Genomic DNA, 20,917 nt, shown 5'->3' on the forward strand with positions numbered 1-20,917 from the left:
TGTAACGTTTGCACCGTATAGCTAAAATGTGCGAACGTTACACTTTCCAGTTTTTGGAAAAATATCGATCGGTGCGAACGTTACATTTTGCACCTCTTGACAATGCGGTGCGAACGTTACACTTTTCAACTCTTCAACCTTGTTTTTGATGTCATCCGGAGTAGGATATTTTGATGCTGAATAATCATCTATTATCTGGCTTAGTTTTTTCCTTGATCTAAGTTTCTTGTGCCTTGGTTCATCACCGGTCCAATACTTCGGATTATCCACCTTTTTGTAGAATAGTCGCTCTTTAACCGATAGCTTTTGCATATCAATGCTTGAATTGACATAAATAACCTGATTGAACTCATTTGCTAATATGGATCCCAATTTGAACCATATGTCAAGATTCATTAAATCAGACAATGAGTGTAATCCTATCTTATTGAGGTTTCTCATTTTATTGTATTTCAACTCGATGCGTAAAATGTTGCCCTGGCCAAACTGTAAACCCTTGTTGTAGATTTTCATCCTATAGGTATGGTGTTCCGCCTGGCAAAAATGTTTTGATGATGTCTTTGTTGTGTTAAAAGGAATTGAGCGGTGTGTCAAAAGGTCCCGCAAAAACAACGATGGGTTGTAATCAGTAGCTAGGTTTACTCCAAATTCAAGGTTGTTAAGTGGGATTTCTGTAACGTTAGCACCAATCAAAAAGCCAAGGTCCTTGATAATTTTACATACATCATCGTATTTAAAATCATCATAGTTGTGGTATCCATCATTATTCATTTTGTGAAGAGAGCCTGTTATCTTCAGTTCACTTCCTTTTATAGCTAGACACATGCCTTTGTATTGAGCTACCTTAGATTTTCTCCTGTGTATTTCACCGGTCGATTCATCAAAAGGAGTCGTAAAGCTTAATTCGTGGCATTGCAATAGCTTTTCTGTATTTACAAAGACGCTTAATGCTTTGATATAATCATACATTAACTACTTGGATAACTCAATTAATGAAGCTTCTATTTCATGACGCTTATAGTAGACGCGATTGCCAAGGCCCCATGCTTTTAGTTTACCTGATTTTGTCCAGGTATGAAGTGTTGAGAGGTTTATTTTTAGAATTTCAATTACCTCTTTACGAGTTAACCATTCGGTTGGCTCTTTAGGTTGGAAGTTTTCAGCTAGTGAATCGAGTTTCTTTTCAATGCCACTTACTATTGCATTCTCTAATTGTTCTGGGGTAATTTGAATAAGTTGTAATTGCTCCATTGTGCTTTTTTTTAATTGTTCTGAGCACAAATAAAACGCATTACATTCTATTCAAGGGCGTTGTTGTTGTTGTTGTTTGTTATTGGAGGTAAGGTGCAGATAGACAGTGAAATGAGGTGTGAAATAATGAAATAAACAAACAAACATTTTCTTATTATATTCGAAAAATTGAAGCAGTTTTAACATTAATTTTCGATACTAATTAACAAACATTAACATTTCAATGTTAGATGTAATTAGTGTATGCTTTTCTATCACTAAGCCTATCAAGTAACGAAGAAACGCTCAGCTCTTCTTCAGGTGTAAAATTCCTGATTAGTAACCGCGCTATTTGAGTGTATGAAGTATTGGTAATTTTACCTTCTCGCTTTGCAGATCCAAGTAGTTTTATTAAATCGTGGTAGGCATCTTGCTTTATATAAATTTGATATTCATCTTTCTTTTCTTGTTCCTTTCTTAATTGATCAAAGAAATTGTTGTAATGCTCAATGAATTGCTTGTTAGTCGATTTTGAATTGTCAAATAAGAATATAAATATCTCTTTAAATTTTTTATGCATATAGGGGAAGTTCCTTAGAAAAGAGAAAATTGCTTTTTTATTCCATCGGTTAGATTTCATAAATTGTGCTTTGTACCATCTCTTTACAGTATCTTGCTGATATTTATAATAAACGTCTATGTTAAAGTCATTGTAGAAAACTGCCTTAAGTAGCTCGTTTAATGGTTGATCATCTGTAAACTTCATATTTTTATTGTGCTTTCTTTACTACTTTAAGGTTGGTTTCTTTCTTGTTCATTGCCGATAGCTTGGCCCAGTATTCGGCCAACTGGTGTGCCTGATCTGTTGCACTTTTTCCAATGTATATCAAAAACTTATTTTCGGTAGTGTGGCCGGTTGCACTCATCAATAAAGGCGTTGGAATATCTCCATAGTAATTAGTAGCAAATGAACGTCTGCAGATATGCGACGTAATTAATTCATGTTTAGGAAACACGCCAGAAACATTTCTAAACGTTTTTTTGCCGTTTATTTTAACTTCCTGCTTAATAGTGCCTTTTGTTGGGGTTTTGATTTCAGCTTGTTTACATAGCTCTTTTATGTAAGTATTAAACTTTTGGTCACTTATCTTTCTGGGAAACTGTCCGGATCTCTTTTGTAAAATTTCCTGGACCTGATCCTGAAGAGGTAAAATAACCTTGTTACCTGTTTTTTGTTGAGTCAGCTCAAGCATTAATAAACCACCTTTCGAAACAACGTTATCTGCAGTTAAACGCAATAGATCACTTACTCGTTGACCAATAAAGCAGCCAATTAAAAGCCAATCCCGAGCATTGTCTAGTGCATCACGTTCAAATGTGGTGTTTTTGATTTTTTCTAATTCATCAAGTGTTAAAATAACCTTGTATGTTTCAGCTTTAACAGCTGTGATGTAGTCAAGCTGGTTTGAGACTTTAAAGCCCTCTTTTCTGGCATGTTTTCCCAGCGTTTTTATATCCTTTGTTAATGTGCCGATATAGTTGTCGGAATAGCCGTTTTTTCGCAAATACTTATCAAATTGAGCTATTAGGTCAGGTGTGATATCAGCAAGGTTAAATCGATTCCGTTTAGCTTTTTGAAAATCGGCGAATCGGTTTTTTAGGTTGTTAAACTTTTGAATAGTGTTTTTACTCAAGCCTCTTTGACCATTCTTTTTAATGTGACTGGGTAAATATTCGATATAATATTGTAGGTAGGTTAGGAGGTCGCTCTTATCCTGTTCTTCAGATGAGGTTCTATTTTGCAATTCTTCTATCTGAGCTTGTAGCCAGGTGCTATTTATTTTTGTTCCTTTCTCAGTAGCCTGGTTGTAGCGTTTGTTAATTTCTGTTGACAAACTATCCAGTTGTTCTTTTAATTGTTTGCCTATGGCATCTGTTTGTTTTGGCATACCAAATTCTGCAAGTTTACCTTTATTGGTTCCTTTGGTGATTTTATCAAATCTCCAAAGTTTGGCATTTATGGTATATCCTGTTTTTATTTCAAGATTAACAGAACGGCCAGCTGATAACCGGATATAAATTTCCCGTTGTGGATTTTGTCCCCTTGCCCTAAACTTAATTGTTGCCATATTTTCAAAATTGATTCTATACAAATATAACAACTTGCACAACATTTGCACAACCGTTGCACAACCAAATGCGATTTATTGCAATTTAAAACAATTTAGGGTTTTGTGTTTGTATTGCCTTTAGGCATTGGTTTTGCTGGGGTTGGTGCTGTTTTTAGGGGTGTTGGTGAAAATGTGAAATTGCCTAGGTGTTACCTCGCCTCTCGGTACTTAAAAAAAGCAGTTACAAAAGTGACTGCTTTTTTTGTGTTATAATGTTTAAACAAATGTGGTAACGTGTTTCCTGTTTGTATTCCCTTCATACGGATTACTAGTTTGAAGCTTAATGAGAATTAATTCGGCTTAAAATTCTTTTCATTATCAACTTCATAGCACTTCTTCTTTGCTCATATTGTTATTAATATTGCTTTGGTTATGAAGATCAAATGTGTCTTTAGGAAATGTAATTCAAAGCATTTTTGAATAAATACTTTTCGTTTATTTAACTTGCCCGAAATACCGGCAACGGTCTCATTTTAAGAAGTGTATAGGGATTTTACTAACTCTCAAAATTGAGCAGAGCCTAAGCGTTGCATTTGTTTTAACTATTCATTTTTAAAGCCAAATCAGGGATTGGCGCTGGTAGCCCGAGCTAAGGACTTACCAAAGTGCTTTGTAACCAGAATACGCTATTAGCAGCAGTTATTCTTAGTCATAAAACCCCTTCCAATTATATGGTTCCGGATTGGTCAACTTAAATATAATCTGTTCTTTCTCTGTTAAGTTATGATATGACTTATCAAATTCAGTCATAAACTGTTCTCCTTTACCCATTCTCCAAAACATGTCATTGCACTCAATGTCTGGAAATTTGAAATAAGGAGCTATTAGTCCATTAGTCAATTCCGAAAAGAAACCAAATTCATTTAGGAAATCGCGTGTCTCCATAAGAGCGAAACCCAACAGGTTTAACCCTCTCCACGAATAGATGTTGTCAATGTCTTTACTGTCTTTGGTCAATCCGATTCCCCAAATTGTATCAACTGGACTCGCTTCAACTAGAATTCGATTTCCTGTTTTAAGAAGATATTCTCCTAAATCACGATTCTGATTGAACTTATGTATATTTCCAATTCTCACTATATTGAATCGGTTTTCTTCCCATGTAATTTCGTCAAATCCGCTTACTTGTCTTCCAAGTTCTTTTGCTTCACCTGGTTTCTCACAATCAATTATTTGTTCGAATATTTCTTTGTTACCGAACAATAGCGCTTTTTGGGCCATCATCCAGTGTTCAGTTGTTTTATAAGTCAATCCATTAATCTCAAAAGAACTTTCATACCACTGACTGAAGCAAAAGTTACCTACTTCTTGGTCTTGCTTTTTTGTGTGTCCCCAGAAATACAGATATTTCAAAGAATCTCCGTTTTCAATTTTCTCGGTCAACCATTTTATATTATAGTGCTGTTTCATTTTTAAATATTTGCCAACGATTACTGTAACAATCGTAGCCAGTTGGAAGGCAACTATGATTTGTTATACATTGTTTGGTACTTTTTAAGTATCACATGTGACTTCATCCCATTCTTGATCCATATAGTTTACTAACCAATTCAAAGCATATTGTCTTTCATATACTACACCAGGATGTACGTCTGTTAATTCATTTCCTTTCAATCTTTCGTTCACGCAAGCCCAGTTTAGTCTATAGTATAGGTCATTTTGATCTAGAATTTCCTTTTTTGAACGGATTAAATGTTCCTTTTTGATAAAGTCATTAGGATCAACTCCTTGTGAAATTGGATAACTGTCCGAATCTATATTGTTAAGATCAGCAAGAACATTTGCTTGCCCAAGATTTTCAACAATCCCTAATGCCCAACACAAAGTCCATATAGCTTCACATTTCCAAGACATTTGGTTTTTTAATTTTTCAGTTGGATTATTGAGGAAATCTATTTCATCAGGTGTGACATATTGATCAAGAGAGTATTTAGAAATAATGCCTTTAGCTTCTTGTTCTGAAATGTTACTGAACGCAACTAGGTTAGTGATCGCCAGTATTACAGCTCTTGAAGCAATTTCCTTGGAATTTCTGAGTTCTACTTCATTCTCTGATTCCACAAATGGGAGATGATTAATTGTTGGAATTCCAAGACTTGAGATAAATTCTATGTTCTTTCTTTTTCGCTCTATTTGGTCAGGGAAAATTTCTGTCCCTTCTTGTTCTTCCAGGTCAACTAAAGGTCCTGTTGAAGGATATATTTCTGAATTACCATTGACATCAAGCAGTAAATGTAATTCTTTACTTAAAAAATGTGGAAAGTTACCTTTTCCAACGAAACTATCAGATTGACAAAATAGTATGCATTCTTTTTCCGTGGAAATAATTTCCACCAGCTCAAAAAGTTCTACAGAATCATTTTCTGAACATAGAATAGCCGTTTCACTTATAACGGAGTCGATTATCGTATTTAAATTCTTTATCCCAATTGGGGGTGCTGAAGGAATCTGAGAGATAAATCCTTTTATACCTTGTAAATTCTTAGATAAATCAGATTGATCTAGTTCAAGTGCGATACTATCTCTAAAACGAGTTGATATTTGAAAATTAGTCTTTCCTTTAAAAAGACCTTTCTTTTTAGAAAAATTGAAAATTTGACTGTTCGAAGTTTTATTTATTTTAATGTCAGAATTACTGAACTTTTTATTGATCAGTTCCAATAAGCGCTTTTCAATTCTCTCACTCGAATATAGGGTACAAAGATTATTCATAAATTAATTTTTTGTGCCTGGCGGTTCCGCTGCTTAGCGTCGAAAGGAGTTATAGACCGTACTTCCTTTTCAAATTTAGCGAAGCCAAAGCGTTGTATTTGTTTTAACTTTTCTTTTATCATAGAATGCGATTTGGCGGTGGTCACCGAAGCTACGAACCAACCAAAAATAGTCGGCTCACTTTTGCTTTATAAGCCATTGTTGGCAAGCGTTATTTAATTTCTATAGAGTATTCGTTTAGTATATCTTCATTCACCAAAATTTTAGCATCAAATCTTAGGGCTAAGGCAATTGAATCAGAAAGTCTAGCTTCAATTTCTATTAACTCTTCATGATTATTCTTCAAACAAATCATTGTTTTAAAAATTCCTTCTGACACGTTTGTAATTTTGACGAAGTCTAAGCTTGAATCTAATTTTGTTATAATATACTTCATTAAGTCATGAGATAAAGGAAGAGGAGGTGTCAAGCCTTCTAATTCAATAGCAATATTCTGTGCTTCAAGATGTCCAATAATCACTGGCATTCGAACTTTCTCATTTAGCTTATCAACCAATACTAGATGGTAACTATTTCTGCTCCAACGCTTTTTATTCAGTCCAAGCACTTTAAGCTCTATGAGCTTCTCATTTCTTATATACTCATTCATGTTAGTATTGATTAAGCGTTACGGTATTTTTTATGCTTGCCAATGTTGAGTGTATGTGCGTTATGTCAGTGCTGCACCTGCGGCAGACATATTGCGTATTACACATTGTTGGGTTTAGTACCTTTTAATTCAGTTATTTTTCTTGACATCTCCTTTTTACTTTTATTCAAGTGGTCAATCATAATAGTATATTCAGGATGTTTCCACTTTTCTTTTTCTGTCAAGAAGATGTCCAAATTTGTACTTTCCGTTTCACTGGAGCTTGTATCTCTAAACTGTATTAGTTTAACAGCTTCCCATTTGACAAATCCAATCTGCGGTGTTGCAATTCCATCTTTTTTCATAACAATTTTTGGACTATCATCTCCTAACTCATCCCAATTAGTATAAATTCCACGACCCATTACATATGCTATCCCAACTGAAATAACGTATAAACCTTCTTTACTGAGGAAATAACCTCCTAAAAGTGTCATTGTAATTAATCCAAAAAAATTAAACCAAAGTTTTGATTTTGAATATGAAATTATAAACGAATCATTATCCACATACTCATTAATATTAAAGTCAGGTTTAATAGCATCATTTTCTTTTTTCCCTAAATAGTATTTGAATACTTTATCTAACCATGGAATTGGAATATCAGGGCCTTTCTGATTATTAATCAATTCTATTACAAGCAATGCAACGACTAAAATTGCTCCAATAAAATCCCCTTTATTTAAGTTATATTCCTCAATTAACATGTAATATGTTGCCAATGCTAAAATTCCTAGTAAAACAGGTAATAGGTACTTTTTAAATAATCCTGTGTTTTCATCCTTTATGTCTCTCATAAACTATCAATGTTTAGTATTGTTTGGAGTATTAAACCCAACGGTTTCAGCTATGAAGTGTAGGGGAGTGTTGCCAGATTTTGATTCCAAAATCCTGTGTTGCAGAAGCGTAGTATTTAGTTATTTTTTCATCTCTAAAGCCAAAAAATCCTTTGGCGGTGATCGCTATTGCAGAGATTATCCAAGCCATTGTGAATCCCCCAATGTTTTTACATAGCAGCCATTGTTGGTGGTTCGTTTTTATTGAAATTCTTTATTCTCTTTCAACGGACTGTAATTAGAATATCTCCTGTAGACAACAGAATCTTTAATTAATTCCTGGCTTAAGATTTCTCTTTTACCACTTTTATCAATGATAAAAACTTCTCTCGTGTCAAATAGACTAACTCCTGCAAATTCTCTTAAAGTATCTGATTCTATTTTCAGAAACAAAGTTGTGCTACCTCCATAGATCAACCAAGCATCAATGCAGTTAAGTTCAGCATTGTATCTAATGTTCGGATAACTATCAGAGTTTTTAATATAAACCAATTCTTTCTTCTCTTTGTCAAAGATGAAGAGACTTCGTAATTCATTTGAACCTCGAGCAGCAACTCCATTCCTGAAAGTTAAGTCGTTAAAACCATCATTATTATAATCTAAGAACTCTGGACTAAGATCAGTAATTGCATCTTTTTCCATTCTGAAATTTTGTATATGCTTCCAATTTGAATTATTCCTTTCGAAAAAGTCAAATTCTGCAAAAACACCATCTGTTGCCTGGATCTGCTTGAGACTAATCTTATAGTTTCCATTTTCCGCAATTCTTAAGCTGTCAGTGATTATTTCTAAGATAGAAAACTCTTCAGTTTCTTGTTCAAATGAAACAATGGTATCAGAAACTTCTATGCTAAAAGCTGGTTCAATATCCGTCTGTTCTGACTTTGTCTTGTTTTTACATTGAAACAGTAGTAGTCCGATTAATATTATTGTAATATTTTTTTTCATCTTATTGTTTTGTAATGACTGCCTACGTTTGGCCGCATGGCGCTGTAGCAGATTTTCGTTGATATTGTCTGTCCGGCAAGGTTGACAATTGAGGTGGGAATCTGCACAACTAAGATACTACAAGCTATGCTTTGCGCTATAGCGGCGTGTTGTATTGCGATATTTTCTAGTAAAAGTCATCAACTACAACAGTTGTATCTGAAAATTCAGTTTTTATCAGGTGTCCAATAGAGTCATATTCCATCTTTTTGTTCCAATTTGCTACAATCATTTTTAAATCTTCTGTGATTGTAACATCACGATAATACTCTATAACTGCCGTATCTTTTACAATTATATTCATATCATCGAAATTGTCGGCTGTACTAATGAACGATAATGGTAGTTGCTTTCGTCCAAGCTCTTGATCTTCTTTATTAACAAATAAAAACGTTGTGTAATTATAAAAATCAGAAGCATAATTAATACCAATTGCAAATAGTGAGTCAGTTAGTGAAATCTTTCCAAATGTTGAGCCATACTTATCATATTTGTCCCATAATGCTTGGAGTGTTACGTTTTGATCAATTTCTGATTTTATTTTTGCAGAGCTCCAATTCTCAGGACCTGAAGGCAACTTAATTTCTGGTAATATTTCTAGAAAATCTACAAACCTTAGAGATTTCTTCCTTTCTTCAAATAGTTTACCAGGACGAACGTAATTCTCAATGTCTACTATCCAATTTATATTCGATTTATCAATCTCATTAAGGTAATTATCAATTTCATTTCCTTCATATTTCGGTTTATACCATTGAAATTTTTTAAAATGGAGTGTTAATTCTTTTGACTTAAAAACATAGCCTTTCCTTGCATATATCTCGTTTCTTAAAAGTCGTAAATCACTCATACTTAAAAGCCTTAAATCAACCTCTGATTCTATTAGTTTCTTTGATAATTGTATTGGCTCACCTGTTTCAGGATTTTTAATTTCTGAATAGATCACTGACGATTCTGGAGTGTTGCACCTCCAAAAGATCAAAAAAATGATTATGTACTGTAATTTCATAATCTTGAGTGTTTTTTATGCATACCGGATTGGCTCTAACGGTCTCGCTGCATGGCATCGTGAGGGGATTTAACCTTACAATCTTTCCAAGTTGAGCAGAGCCAAAGCGTTGTATTTGTTTTAACTTTTCTCTTTTAAGCCAATTGAAAATCATGAACTCCAAAAGAAACAAACCCTTTGTTCATAAATCAACCTTTGGCGTTGATTGCCGAAGCGAAGGACTCCTCAAAATGATTCAAGTCGCACATGCTCTATTGCAGCGTGTTACCACCCGTTACTTTTGTTCTGATATTATTGTTGATATTTCTTTAATATAATCTTCAAAAAAGTGAAGGTATTTGCTATTGGGAAAGTCAATTTTATACTGCTCCATTATCTTTATGAACTCCTTCTCTTTTCTTAAACTACGAGAATAGTAAGTAATATATGATGCAATATAGAACTCTTGACATTCTTTTGGTAAAAACTGCTTAGCCATCATTATTGAATGAGAATGAACTGTGCCTTTGCTACGGTGAGTTGCACGAATACTTTTTAGTTCTTCTATTTTAAAAGTTTTTCGCATGAAATACCATTTATACATATAAAGAAAGTCATAGATATCACTTGATTGTAGCGATATAGGCATTGTCAAATCTACTTGGGAAATTGCTTTTTCTCTAAGCTTTATAAGTTTTTCTGGTACTTTTTTCTTATTCTTCTCGAATTCAAATACGTTTTTTGAAGCTAGAACAGATTGAGCTGTTTGATAATATACATTTCTATCTTGTTTGATTAATAGATAGAGTTTGGGTGAAATATTTTCTGCATCCAATAAGTTTCTCAATTCGTTCATTTCAGATTCGTAGGTAACATTCAATTGACTACTAATTTTTTCATAGCTACTAATGTCATCTCCAAATGAATAAACACACCGTCTTGGACTAAGTTTAGGTAAAGAACTGTAATAAACTTGTGCCTTACTAGGATTTTTCACTGCAAATTCTGTTGAATCGACACCATTATAAATGTTTAGTTCATAACTTTTGCCAGGTTCCACCAATAGACGATTAGTGCTTTTACCAAATAAAAATTCAATAATAAAAGGTTTTTCATAATTCGTAGAAACAGAAAAAATGCCTGACGAATCTGGATTAATTGTTTCAGTAAACAGGTCATTACAAAACCCATTAATTGGTGATGTGTACCGAATGGTTCTACGAATTTCTCCTTTAACAACCCCCTTAATAGTTGTTTCATTGCTTGGATTAGAGCAGGCAGTTAGAATAAAGGCAATAAATAGAATCTGTAATCTCATAAGTCGGTTTGAATTTTAATATTATTTAATGCACTGTGTTTACTGGGTTGTAACGTTTGGCCGCATGGCGCTGTAGCAGATTCTTCGTTGATATTGTCCGTCCGAGAGGACGAGACTATCGAGGCCGGAATCTGCACGACCAAAGCCCCGCTTGCCCTGCATGCGCTATGTGGGGCGTGTTGGGCATTGTTTATTTTATTATATCAAAATGCTTTTAATTTTTTAAGTAGTTCTTTTCGCTTATTATATTTAAAATATATCTTCCTTCAGCCTCATCTAATTCATTCGTTGTCTTAATGGTTTTACGTCCATAGTCAAATTTAAAAATCCCGTTTTTACCTCTTTTCCACGCATTGCGATTCATTCCAAAAATATTACTTGAGTTTAACCCTTGATTTAAACTGAAATTTCTCACTTCACGTAAATCATAAATTTTCGGTGAATATAGAGGAGCTCCCTTTTTTGTTATTATTAAATCTTTTTGTTCAAAACTTATTATTTCCCTTCCGACTAACAACCATAACCAGTTTCTAATAGTCAAAACTCCTCCTATAGTCCAACCAATTAACCAAATCGATAAAATGTATAAACCACCAATGTCTATAATATCTCCAAAAATTCCAGTTATAACAGCCAATGCAATCAATTCACTTATTAGCCAGCATACTAACCAAAAAGTCAGAAATATAATTTCCAGCCAATTGCGTCTTGTTGCTATCTCAATTGAAAATCCTTTAATTGATTCATTTATCTTAGCACGTCCTGTATATGGTCTTTCCATTTTAATTTATTTCGTATCTATAATCTGTCTGTTGATTTTCTTTCTTTGAGGTTCTCTAGGGGAAATTATGCCCAACGTTCGTCAGTCTGACGGACCTAGCTATGAAGCGTAAGTGAGATTTTTATCGTACTCACTTTCAAATTTCACAAAGCCAAAGCGTTGTATTTTGTTTTAACTTTTCCTTATAAGGCCAAATCAAGGATTTGGCGCTGTTAGCCGAGGCTTTGAACCAACCAAAATGAGCCGAACGACTTATGCGCTATTGCGGTTTGTTAGCGGCTGGCATTGTTTCAATGTGTGCTTATCAAGCCTTAATGTCTTAAACATGCGTCTCAATACTTCTATTTTTTCTTGTCATTGTTAGTCCAGTAAATAACAAGAATACCCCAAAAATCAACATTGAGATTGCTTGTAATAATTTAGAGTTTGTTGTGCCAATAAAATAAATAGCCATTAAAATTAAAACGAATGAACCTATAGATAAAATCACGGATAAGATGATGGATAAAGCTTTATTATTCCAGTAGAATTGTCCTATAAGACAAACAAATAATGGCAGAATAAAAGAAAGAAGAGCTATATCCCATCCATCAATTGAATTTTTAATCAGGTTAAACTTTGTGACTTCAAATAGTAATAATCCAATTGAAACTATAAATATAATTTCTTGCCAATACTTTAATAATGTTTTTAGAGCTTTAGTTTTCATATTCATTGGGATTTAAATTGCTGATTTATTTAATTTTAACATTATTATGAACGTCAATCTAACTCGTTTTATTTTAATTGTTTAGTAAGGTTTTTTTTGCTTGCCGCTAACTCTTCTGTATCTGCATTGGTATTGTCCATATATCCAGTTTGCCACTTGTTAATTATCAGCGTTAAATTAATATTGTGGCCTAAACTCTTGTATATATTTAAAACTGTGCCTGACTCCGTATGTCTATGATACAGTCTGAATATTCGAATGTATATTGACCTATGATGGTATATCGGTCTTTTTTTCCTTTAGCACCCAAAATCCGTATACGCATTCGTTTAGAGTCTAGGTCTTCAGTGTGCAATTTCAGTACTTCTCCAATTCGCAGACCACTACCATAAATAACAGATAATATCGTTTTGTGCTTATTATTCTCATTCACGAACTCGATAGCTTCGCCTGCTCAGTCACATTCTGAGGGGTGTTAAATTTCTTACTTACAGCCATGAATATACTTAAATGTGAAAATATTCTGTTGATTTTATCTATTAATTATGACAAATTACTAAATATTGTTCAAGCAATCATCGGCAATAAGTTTATAGTATTTGCTCTATTGGGTAATGCTGTTACAATGTTCCCGTTATAGATTTTTGTGGGTAGCTGGTTAGTTATCTGTTAAATGTGGGGATTAAAAAATATTCTTGTTTATTATAGTAGGTTTCGTTTTGTATTATGGTAAGCTAAGGTGGTCTGTATCCACATTAAAATAACGGTAATTCGCCCTGTCAAAACAGTCAGTAAAGGCAAATTAAGCAAAAGACCTACACAAGTTTTAGTTTAAATCTAATACTACCCATTGGCTAATTGAAATTGTCATTGTAAGCTTCCAAAAGTCCAACTCCTCCAGCCTTGCACTGATTGTAGCTGTCTGTAATGCCATTATTTTATTTTATATTATCACCCCCCACTCGCGCGAATACGGATGTTTTGTGTGTCAGTTAGAATCCTTAGGTTGTCCAAAGCGATTGCCCGATCCCTATTCATACCCCCCCCTGGGCTTACCTATGCTTTTTTGATATATCAATATGAATTGATCTACTTTGGTCCTTTGTCATTGTTGCCGGTGACTATACAATGGATAAACTCTCTTCCTTTCTCGGTCCATACTGTTAGCATTGTTGTTTTGATTTCTCCGTGATTGTTGTATAGATTTGTCTTTGTCTTTGTGAATCCTTTGTCCTGGTATTTCGCATATAATAGCCAGCCTTTAATACAGAAAACGGAAGCTGTAGTAATCAATTAAAATGGTATAAAAAAGCCACTCTAAATAAATAGAATGGCTCCTGGTGTCATGCGATAGCTGCTTAAAACAAGTCAGCAGGTCTTTTTAGTTGTCATCCGATTCAGCTTCAAAGCTATTCTCCTGAGGCTGAACTTCGCTTAATGGTTTTAGGTTAGATGGAATTTCATCATTTACCTCATCGCCTTTGAAATAGGGGAAGAAATCCAGAATTGGACTTTCAGAGATAGCATTGATATCAAAATCAACTGTTAAGCCACCCATTCCTTCATGAATTTTGTCGAAGGCATCTTTCACATTGCTGGCTAATACCAATATCTGGTTACTTACTTTCTTTTCTTTTCCCGATTTTTCATCAACTGAGGCAAAAGAGATCTTACTTTTGTACCAGATATCTCCGTCTTCATTCTCGAAAATTTCAGTATAGTTGGCTTTTCTGATGTTAGTAACAACAAATTCACCTCTGATCATTGACTCCATCTCCTTATAGATCCTTGATTCGGCTTCGGTGAACGATACCGCGTCGATCAAGTATGTCTCGCTTACTTTTTTTTCTTTGCCCGATTGCTCATCAATCTTCTCATACTTGACTTTACACTCAAATAAATTCTGCATGGTCGTAATTTTTAGCAGACAAAGATAAAATAGAATTGCACTTAGTATACTCTAATTTGAAATTTCCTGATCAGATATCAAGGGGAGTATGTGTTAGCTTCAGACAATGAGTTATATATGCTTAGAAAACTTCTGCAAAGGTGACATACACTCCGCTTTCTCCTTTGGCAAATCCATAGTCAAGACGTATGTTCATGCGGGGTTGCAGCTCTGCCCTGATGCCAACTCCGGCATTTGGCAGCCAGTTTCTGAATGACTCTAATGTTGAGGCTACCGAACCTGCTCCTATCCATGTAACGTAACCAAAGCGACTGTTGTAGTTATTTTTCTTATTGAGTTTTTTCCGCTTAAACATGTGGCGATACTCAATAGTTGAAAAGACCATGTTGTCGTCTCTGAAGCGCCCCATTGTATAGCCTCTCATGTTTTCAAGGCCTCCAAGCATTGATTTGTCGGTCCATGGGGTAGAGCCGCTAAATGTAAAGCGCGTTTTAACCTGCCATGCCAGGGTGCGGCGTTTTCGCCTTATGGTTTTGTAATGCCTGTAGTCAAATTCAAGGATATTATAATCGGTGTCACCACCAAAAAATTCATCATAGGCTGTGAATATGCCGCTGATAAACACACCTTCGTAGGCATTTTGCATAAAGTCACGTGTATCATAGTCAACTTCAATGCCGATACCCGTATTAAAGATGTCTGTTCCTCCTTCAATTACATGAATATCTTGCTGCATACGCGGATTCATATCCATGGCCTGAGTTCTGTTGACATCAATTACAAAGCCGACAAACATTGTTTCATTGGTTCTGAACATCATGCGCTGGTAGAAACGCCAGTACATACGCTTATAACCTGTGGTCGATGGCCCTTGCGGAACCGTATCTCCATTATGGTAGCCGACACCCCAGTAGTTATCAGGCATATCGCGTAATTGAAACTCACCAATGGAGCGAATGTTATCATTTTTCCAGTAAATAACGTTAACGGCTTTAATTGCAAAGGAGCCATTGGAGCTATAACCCACTGAAAAAGGGATGGATGAAAGATTTAAAAGCTTGTCTTTATGTGTTTTAAAAGTGATTAAGCCACCTCCTGATAACAGCCACTCGGTTTCCGGGGTGTAGGAAGGAGCTATGTATGGCATTATTTTGAATGACTTACGTTCAATTTCGGCGAAGCGTAACGAGTCCAGGTTATTAAGGATCTTGTTGCTCAAAGAATCAACTTGTGCAGACGAAGAAATTATACCTAGAACCGTTAGGATAAAACAAAAAACGAGCTTTCTCACGATAAATCTGTCAGGAATTATAGAAAACTCAAATATAGTGAGAAAAAGTATAAAAATCTTTATTTTTTAATGTCCACTAAATCAGTGTTATATGTGCGCACGTATAGAAGACTTGAACTTTTTTGAAAAAAATTCAGCTTTTGGGTACGTCCACCGGCATACTTGATTGTCTTAATGATGTAAACAAAAATAGATTTGATTATGAATGCTAAAGCGATAAGGCGTAATTTGTACAAGGTTTTAAGAAAAACTGGTGTGCCTAAGAACCGAATTAGTGAAGAAGCATCGCTACGTGACGAACTTTTTGTTGATGAATTAGACATGAATTGTTTCTTATTTTATTTAGAAACGCGATTTGATGTAGCTATTCAGAACGAGGAGCTACCGCAATTAACATCTGTAAAATCTACCATAGACTATTTGCAGAAGCATTGCGCATAAGATTTTTTCAATGACCAATCCCATGAGGTTGTTTCCAATCTAAGACTATAAAACCACTCATTTTATCGTCCCATCAACTTATTTGGAAACAACCTTAGTTTTTCTTAAACACTTTCTCCAATGACTCATCTGGCCTGATGATGTTGTAGTTTTTCCAGAATTGCTCGTCTGTTTCCTTAATTTGATCGGCTAATACAAATCGTGATTTGTATAGTTCTGAAGGCTTTAGCTTATACTTACCATTAATCTCACAGTCGCTGATTAACAGTTCGGTCGTTGCCATGAATTCTGAGTTTACACCATGGCGTTTTTCGTTGATCTTAACCAGTATTTCTCCTTTAATACGATTTAATATCCATTTGCCCTGCAATTTTCGGTAATCGATAAAATAAGAAGCTTTCATCGGTTTGACCTTTATCTTGCGTGATGCTTTTCTGATAAGGGTTTTGCCACTGCTTTTCAAAGCCCTGTTGGTAAGTTGAAATTCGCTTCTGACCAATGCGTAACTGTCGGCATGAATGTATAGCACACCGCTGTACAGCAAGTCTCCGTTATCATCATAGGGACGGAACTTAACTTTATAGACGATTTCTTCGTCTAAGACATCAATCCCATCGTATATATACTTATAGATCTCGTTTTCCAATGAAAAGAAATCCTGGTAACGGGCTACGTCAACGCGTGAAAACTGAAATGGTCCGCCTTCCAGTTTAAAGTCCACAAAATCCATTGATTGAAGATCATTCTTCTTTCGTCCTTTAATAAACTTCACCCGTTCGAGGCTTGATGGGTTGAAGTAGGAGGGTTTAATAATTTGAATGATGGCCTCTGATACCTGCACATAAATGCCATCTTGTTTGATTGATTCACGAAAAAAGCCTTCAAGTACACACTGCTCATCCATGTAATTATCGACATGGTGTACCTGCAGTTGTTCAATGATTTTTTGAGGATCTTTATAAGTTACTTCTATTTCGTTCAGTTGTATGGATGTTGGCTCAAGTCTGATGTTTAGTAAGGAATCATGATCCGGAACGGTGAAATAAGAGGTGTGGTAACCCAGGAATGAAAAGGCCAGCTGTTCGCCGGCATAGTCAGACGGAAGTTTGAATTCGTACTGACCTTCATTATTTGTTATTGAGCCAAGTGGTTTGCCTGTGACAGTGACATTGACCAAAGGAAGAGTGGAGTTGCTGGCCTGATCGAATACGGTGCCGGTAAGGCGTATCGATTTTTCTTTTATTTCTGCCGTTTCAAGTGCTTTACTGATAATTATCTGACCATCCAGATATCGGATATCAATGTTCTGATGCACCAATACCTCCTGTACAATCTGGAGGGCATGCTTGTTCTGAAAGTCTGCATTGATAACACTATCATGCGGAATGGCGTTAACATCATAAGCAATGCCAATGGAAGTGTTATGTGTGAGAGAGTCAAACAAGGCCTCAATGGTGATGCCTTGTTGTTTAAATGAAGTTACCTGACCCTGAGCATGAATGAATAAGCAAAAAAAGCAAATGAGAAGTGTTGATTTACTAATCGAAGGCTTATTCATTGTTGTGTTTAATGTTTGGTTTCGGTTGTCAGATAGAAATACAATGTATTAAAAAATTACCAAATATACCCTTTCATTTATTGAATAGGCGCTATAAAATAGACGCCATTTTGTTTTTCGTACTTATAATTGAATGTTGTACAAACGGCATCTAACACATGTTCCAGCGAATGCTGACTGAAGCTTCCTCCAAATATTTCATCATCGATCACGATGGATTCATCCAGTTCAATAGTGATATGGTATGTTTCTTCAATGGTTTTCAGTACTTCAGGCAATGGTGTTTCGTCAAAATCGATCTCTTTTGTTTTCCAGGCCTTATAGTTGGAAGTAAAGACTTTTCGCGTGGCAAGATTATTGGAAACAGAAGAATAATTTGCTGCGTCACCTGCACTTAAAACAACATTGTAATCTATTTCTTTGGCATTTACACTCACTTTTCCGCTTGAAACAATTACTTCCGATTCAGTAGTGTTGTTGTAGGCTTTAACATTAAACGACGTTCCAAGTACCTCAATGGTCAATTGTTGTGTTTCAATAACAAATGGTTGTTCTTCATTGCGTGTTACATCAAAAAATGCTTCTCCAACAAGCTTAACTTTCCTGATATCAGAATTAAAGTTCTCCTCATAAGTTAACTGGCTGCCATGGTTCAGGTCAACCACGGTACCGTCAGGTAATGTTACCTTTTCTGTATTTTGAGCTGTTATAACTGTTATTTCGGGTGACGCTGAGAAAATACCAAAGAATACACTGCTGGCGATGGCGATCAGCAGAACGGCTGCTATGGCGCCTAACCATTTAATGTTCCGTATTTTATTGTTTTGCATCTGCGAGCGAACATTATTCCAGGCACTGTCAGTGTCAATGTCCTTTAGCGCCTGTGCATAATGCGCATCTCCCCAAAGCTTTTTCATCTGCTTTTCTATATCAGGATTTTTGGACAGTTCCTTTTGCAATTGCAGATGTTCTGCAGCGCTCAATTCTCCAGACACGTCTTTAGCCAAAAGTTCCCAACTAATATTTTCGTTCTCTGTCTTCATCATTCTCACTTTAAAAGCATTATTAATAACGCAATGGTTGCCAGCAACTGCTTTTTCAAAGGCTGCAACTGCTCTCTTAAGTACTTGAGGGCTTTGCCCATTTGTACTTCAACTGTTTTTGGCGATATATTTAATTTCTCAGCAATTTCTCTGTATTTCAATCCGTCCATCCGGCTCATCTTAAAAATGCGCCTACGTTGTTCGGGCAGTTCATCAATGACATTATTTATTTTCTGGAGATACACATTTTCGTTAAATGTCATCCAGACAGCTTCTTCTTTTGTGTCGCTGATCTTTTCATATTCACGAACAACCTGCTGATGCTTTAATTCATTGGTGCATCTGTTTCGAACAGCCACAACTAAAAAGCCTTTCAATGAACGTATTTCTATTTCTCGACGTTTTTCCCACATTTTCACAAAAACACTTTGTACAATGCTTTCAGATAAATCTTTGTCGCCCAGGTATTTTTGAGCTAAAAGCACCAGGTGTGGGTAATAGTTTTTAAATACCAGTTCAAAGGCCGTTTCGTCACCAGCCTTTATCTTTCGTAAAAGCTTATCATCATTATTGACTTCAAATTGTGTGGCCATCTACAATTGGTTTATTAAAGGACAGACTTAAATGAATTTTCCCTTATCCAATTTACATTTTTTTTAGTGTTCTGCTTAAAAAAAAGTAATACTAATCCTTTTTCCACTCAAAAGTGGTGATGACGGCCGCCTGGTTTGATGGAAACCCTTTGGGATGATCGGCTAATAGTATACTATTGGACGGCGTGATCTTGTTACCCTTGTAGTAAATGAAGCTGGTTCTGTCAGGTAATATCGTATCAGTGCGAAGAGCAAGGGTATAGCCGGGGTGCTGCGTTTCGTCGGGATAAAGAATACGGTATGAATCGTGCAGCCCTTTTTTCAGAAAGTTGACACTGGTGGGGAACTCAATGACCAGGCCTAACTTGCTATTGGCGTTGGCTTCAGTCCAGTCGAGGTGTGAGCCGGCATTAAAATCACCACCAATTATAACCGGATGCTCATTGGCCTGTTGAATAATATGACTCAGTTCGCTCAAAAGAAAACGGCTTTCTTTACCGCGTGACTGATCTTCCCACTTTTGTATTGAATCTACCTGTGCCGCATCAGATTTAATGTAGGCGTTGAGCTGTGGTTCTTCACTAAATCGCACAGGACATGCGAATACAGAATGGTTTTTACCAACCGTGAGCTCGGCACATGCCGAAATATCGGGATGGAAAACATTGTGGGTACTACTGACAGGGAAGCGGCTTAATAAACAAAGCTGATCGCTGCGCCTGTATAAAATGTAGTTCAGCTCATCGGCAATGGAAACAGCTGCCTTATCAGCTTCCTGTAAAAAAATAATATCGGGATTGGCATTTTCAATTACATCAATGATCCGTTGAACGCCAACAAAACGTCCGTCATGTATGCCATCATCCCACAGGTTCCAGGTCATCACTTTTATGTTTTCCTTAAACTTCTGCTTAGGTAATTTTGCCCTGCCCCTCTGGTTGTAAATCGCATTTATTTCATCATCGTTCATGACCCTCGACCACAGCATTAAGTCATCAATATGACCGTTGAATAAGTTCTTTTCATCTGTGTTAACACTGTCGTTGCCAATGACAATGCTCGGGTTGTTAATTTCAAGGGCTGATCCCTGGAGAGAATAAATAGCTACATTTTTACCATCGTAATACAATTTAGCTTCCTGCTTATTGGCATCGTATGAAAATGCAACCTGGTGCCATTGGTTATCGTTGATGCGTTGTTTTCGTGTTGGCTTGTAATGCCAGTGCTTGTTACCATTTGAAAAACTCCACTGCCAGGCACCATTGCTTTGGGTTTTGATTTTCCATCCTTCCCAGCCTGTCGAATCGTTTTTTGTATGAGACAGGATGGTGTATGCCTCCGGGTCCTCAGCATGCTTCCTGACCCGGCATGAGATTGAAAAGCCTTTGTAATCGGTCAGTGAAAAGTTGTCTTTCAGTTTAATAGATAAGGCTTTTCTGGTAGCTGCGTCCAATGATAAGTCGAGGCATGTATCTTCTTTTTCAAAGGCATAAGAAACAGATTGCGGCCCATAAATGGCAGTTGATGCCATGCCACTGTTTTTAAGCGAATTATTAAAATTGTATTCAATAATTGGCTTACCCACCTGCACTTGTTTCTCACAAGCACCAAATGCAATGAATATGAATAAAGCAACAAACAGCCTGTAAAATGCCTGCATAT

Annotated in this window: 22 protein-coding genes; 1 reads left to right on the forward strand and 21 read right to left on the reverse strand. The window is 35.8% G+C overall.

Going from position 1 to position 20,917, the window contains the following annotated elements; translation table 11 throughout:
• Window positions 1-21: 21 nt before the first annotated feature.
• The 17 genes from ACRD69_RS18330 to ACRD69_RS18410 form a co-directional block, all read right to left on the reverse strand.
• On the reverse strand, window positions 22-969 hold the full coding sequence (locus ACRD69_RS18330; protein ID WP_430816584.1) for a hypothetical protein: 948 nt from the start codon (window positions 967-969) through the stop codon (window positions 22-24).
• Between the two features lie 3 nt (window positions 970-972).
• Entirely contained in the window at window positions 973-1,251 is a 279-nt protein-coding gene (locus ACRD69_RS18335; protein ID WP_430816585.1) for a helix-turn-helix domain-containing protein, read from the reverse strand.
• 226 nt (window positions 1,252-1,477) lie between these two features.
• Entirely contained in the window at window positions 1,478-1,996 is a 519-nt protein-coding gene (locus tag ACRD69_RS18340) for a hypothetical protein (RefSeq protein ID WP_430816586.1), read from the reverse strand.
• A 4-nt stretch (window positions 1,997-2,000) separates the two neighbouring features.
• Window positions 2,001-3,359: a site-specific integrase gene (locus ACRD69_RS18345; RefSeq protein WP_430816587.1), complete on the reverse strand. Its 1,359-nt coding sequence runs from the start codon at window positions 3,357-3,359 to the stop codon at window positions 2,001-2,003.
• A 687-nt stretch (window positions 3,360-4,046) separates the two neighbouring features.
• Entirely contained in the window at window positions 4,047-4,811 is a 765-nt protein-coding gene (gene ybiA, locus ACRD69_RS18350; RefSeq protein ID WP_430816588.1) for a riboflavin biosynthesis intermediates N-glycosidase, read from the reverse strand.
• 84 nt (window positions 4,812-4,895) lie between these two features.
• Entirely contained in the window at window positions 4,896-6,113 is a 1,218-nt protein-coding gene (locus tag ACRD69_RS18355) for a DUF4272 domain-containing protein (protein WP_430816589.1), read from the reverse strand.
• A 211-nt stretch (window positions 6,114-6,324) separates the two neighbouring features.
• Window positions 6,325-6,762, reverse strand: coding sequence for a bifunctional nuclease family protein (locus ACRD69_RS18360; protein ID WP_430816590.1), 438 nt, complete (start codon window positions 6,760-6,762; stop codon window positions 6,325-6,327).
• A gap of 98 nt (window positions 6,763-6,860) precedes the next feature.
• Window positions 6,861-7,598, reverse strand: a complete 738-nt coding sequence (locus tag ACRD69_RS18365; protein ID WP_430816591.1) for a hypothetical protein — start codon at window positions 7,596-7,598, stop codon at window positions 6,861-6,863.
• A gap of 240 nt (window positions 7,599-7,838) precedes the next feature.
• On the reverse strand, window positions 7,839-8,585 hold the full coding sequence (locus tag ACRD69_RS18370) for an XAC2610-related protein (RefSeq protein WP_430816592.1): 747 nt from the start codon (window positions 8,583-8,585) through the stop codon (window positions 7,839-7,841).
• Window positions 8,586-8,751: 166 nt separating this feature from the next.
• On the reverse strand, window positions 8,752-9,633 hold the full coding sequence (locus ACRD69_RS18375) for a YARHG domain-containing protein (RefSeq protein WP_430816593.1): 882 nt from the start codon (window positions 9,631-9,633) through the stop codon (window positions 8,752-8,754).
• 274 nt (window positions 9,634-9,907) lie between these two features.
• Complete coding sequence (locus ACRD69_RS18380) at window positions 9,908-10,930, reverse strand: hypothetical protein (protein WP_430816594.1); 1,023 nt, start codon at window positions 10,928-10,930, stop codon at window positions 9,908-9,910.
• A 214-nt stretch (window positions 10,931-11,144) separates the two neighbouring features.
• Window positions 11,145-11,711 carry a hypothetical protein gene (locus ACRD69_RS18385; protein WP_430816595.1) on the reverse strand — a complete coding sequence of 189 codons (567 nt, stop codon included), beginning with the start codon at window positions 11,709-11,711 and terminating at the stop codon, window positions 11,145-11,147.
• 319 nt (window positions 11,712-12,030) lie between these two features.
• Window positions 12,031-12,420 (reverse strand): hypothetical protein, encoded by a 390-nt coding sequence (locus ACRD69_RS18390; protein ID WP_430816596.1) that lies wholly within the window; start codon window positions 12,418-12,420, stop codon window positions 12,031-12,033.
• Window positions 12,421-12,628: 208 nt separating this feature from the next.
• Window positions 12,629-12,853, reverse strand: coding sequence for a tyrosine-type recombinase/integrase (locus tag ACRD69_RS18395; RefSeq protein ID WP_430816597.1), 225 nt, complete (start codon window positions 12,851-12,853; stop codon window positions 12,629-12,631).
• A gap of 656 nt (window positions 12,854-13,509) precedes the next feature.
• The gene (locus ACRD69_RS18400; protein ID WP_430816598.1) at window positions 13,510-13,713 is read right to left on the reverse strand and encodes a phage antirepressor KilAC domain-containing protein; all 204 of its coding nucleotides are present in this window, start codon (window positions 13,711-13,713) and stop codon (window positions 13,510-13,512) included.
• Window positions 13,714-13,801: 88 nt separating this feature from the next.
• Window positions 13,802-14,329 carry a DUF4494 domain-containing protein gene (locus ACRD69_RS18405; RefSeq protein WP_430816599.1) on the reverse strand — a complete coding sequence of 176 codons (528 nt, stop codon included), beginning with the start codon at window positions 14,327-14,329 and terminating at the stop codon, window positions 13,802-13,804.
• Window positions 14,330-14,450: 121 nt separating this feature from the next.
• A complete protein-coding gene (locus ACRD69_RS18410) occupies window positions 14,451-15,548 on the reverse strand; it encodes a BamA/TamA family outer membrane protein (protein WP_430816600.1) in 1,098 nt (365 codons plus the stop codon).
• Window positions 15,549-15,875: 327 nt separating this feature from the next.
• Here ACRD69_RS18410 and ACRD69_RS18415 point away from each other — a divergent pair, with 327 nt between their 5' ends.
• Window positions 15,876-16,061 carry an acyl carrier protein gene (locus ACRD69_RS18415; protein ID WP_430816601.1) on the forward strand — a complete coding sequence of 62 codons (186 nt, stop codon included), beginning with the start codon at window positions 15,876-15,878 and terminating at the stop codon, window positions 16,059-16,061.
• 94 nt (window positions 16,062-16,155) lie between these two features.
• On the opposite strand, the gene ACRD69_RS18420 is transcribed toward ACRD69_RS18415, so the two are convergent.
• The 4 genes from ACRD69_RS18420 to ACRD69_RS18435 form a co-directional block, all read right to left on the reverse strand.
• The gene (locus ACRD69_RS18420; RefSeq protein ID WP_430816602.1) at window positions 16,156-17,619 is read right to left on the reverse strand and encodes a carboxypeptidase-like regulatory domain-containing protein; all 1,464 of its coding nucleotides are present in this window, start codon (window positions 17,617-17,619) and stop codon (window positions 16,156-16,158) included.
• A gap of 77 nt (window positions 17,620-17,696) precedes the next feature.
• A complete protein-coding gene (locus ACRD69_RS18425) occupies window positions 17,697-18,662 on the reverse strand; it encodes a FecR family protein (protein WP_430816603.1) in 966 nt (321 codons plus the stop codon).
• 5 nt (window positions 18,663-18,667) lie between these two features.
• The gene (locus tag ACRD69_RS18430) at window positions 18,668-19,255 is read right to left on the reverse strand and encodes an RNA polymerase sigma-70 factor (protein WP_430816604.1); all 588 of its coding nucleotides are present in this window, start codon (window positions 19,253-19,255) and stop codon (window positions 18,668-18,670) included.
• Window positions 19,256-19,346: 91 nt separating this feature from the next.
• Entirely contained in the window at window positions 19,347-20,915 is a 1,569-nt protein-coding gene (locus ACRD69_RS18435) for a LamG-like jellyroll fold domain-containing protein (RefSeq protein WP_430816605.1), read from the reverse strand.
• Window positions 20,916-20,917 lie beyond the last annotated feature (2 nt).

Source organism: Carboxylicivirga agarovorans, from assembly GCF_050589845.1.
Taxonomy (GTDB): Bacteria; Bacteroidota; Bacteroidia; order Bacteroidales; family Marinilabiliaceae; genus Carboxylicivirga; species Carboxylicivirga agarovorans.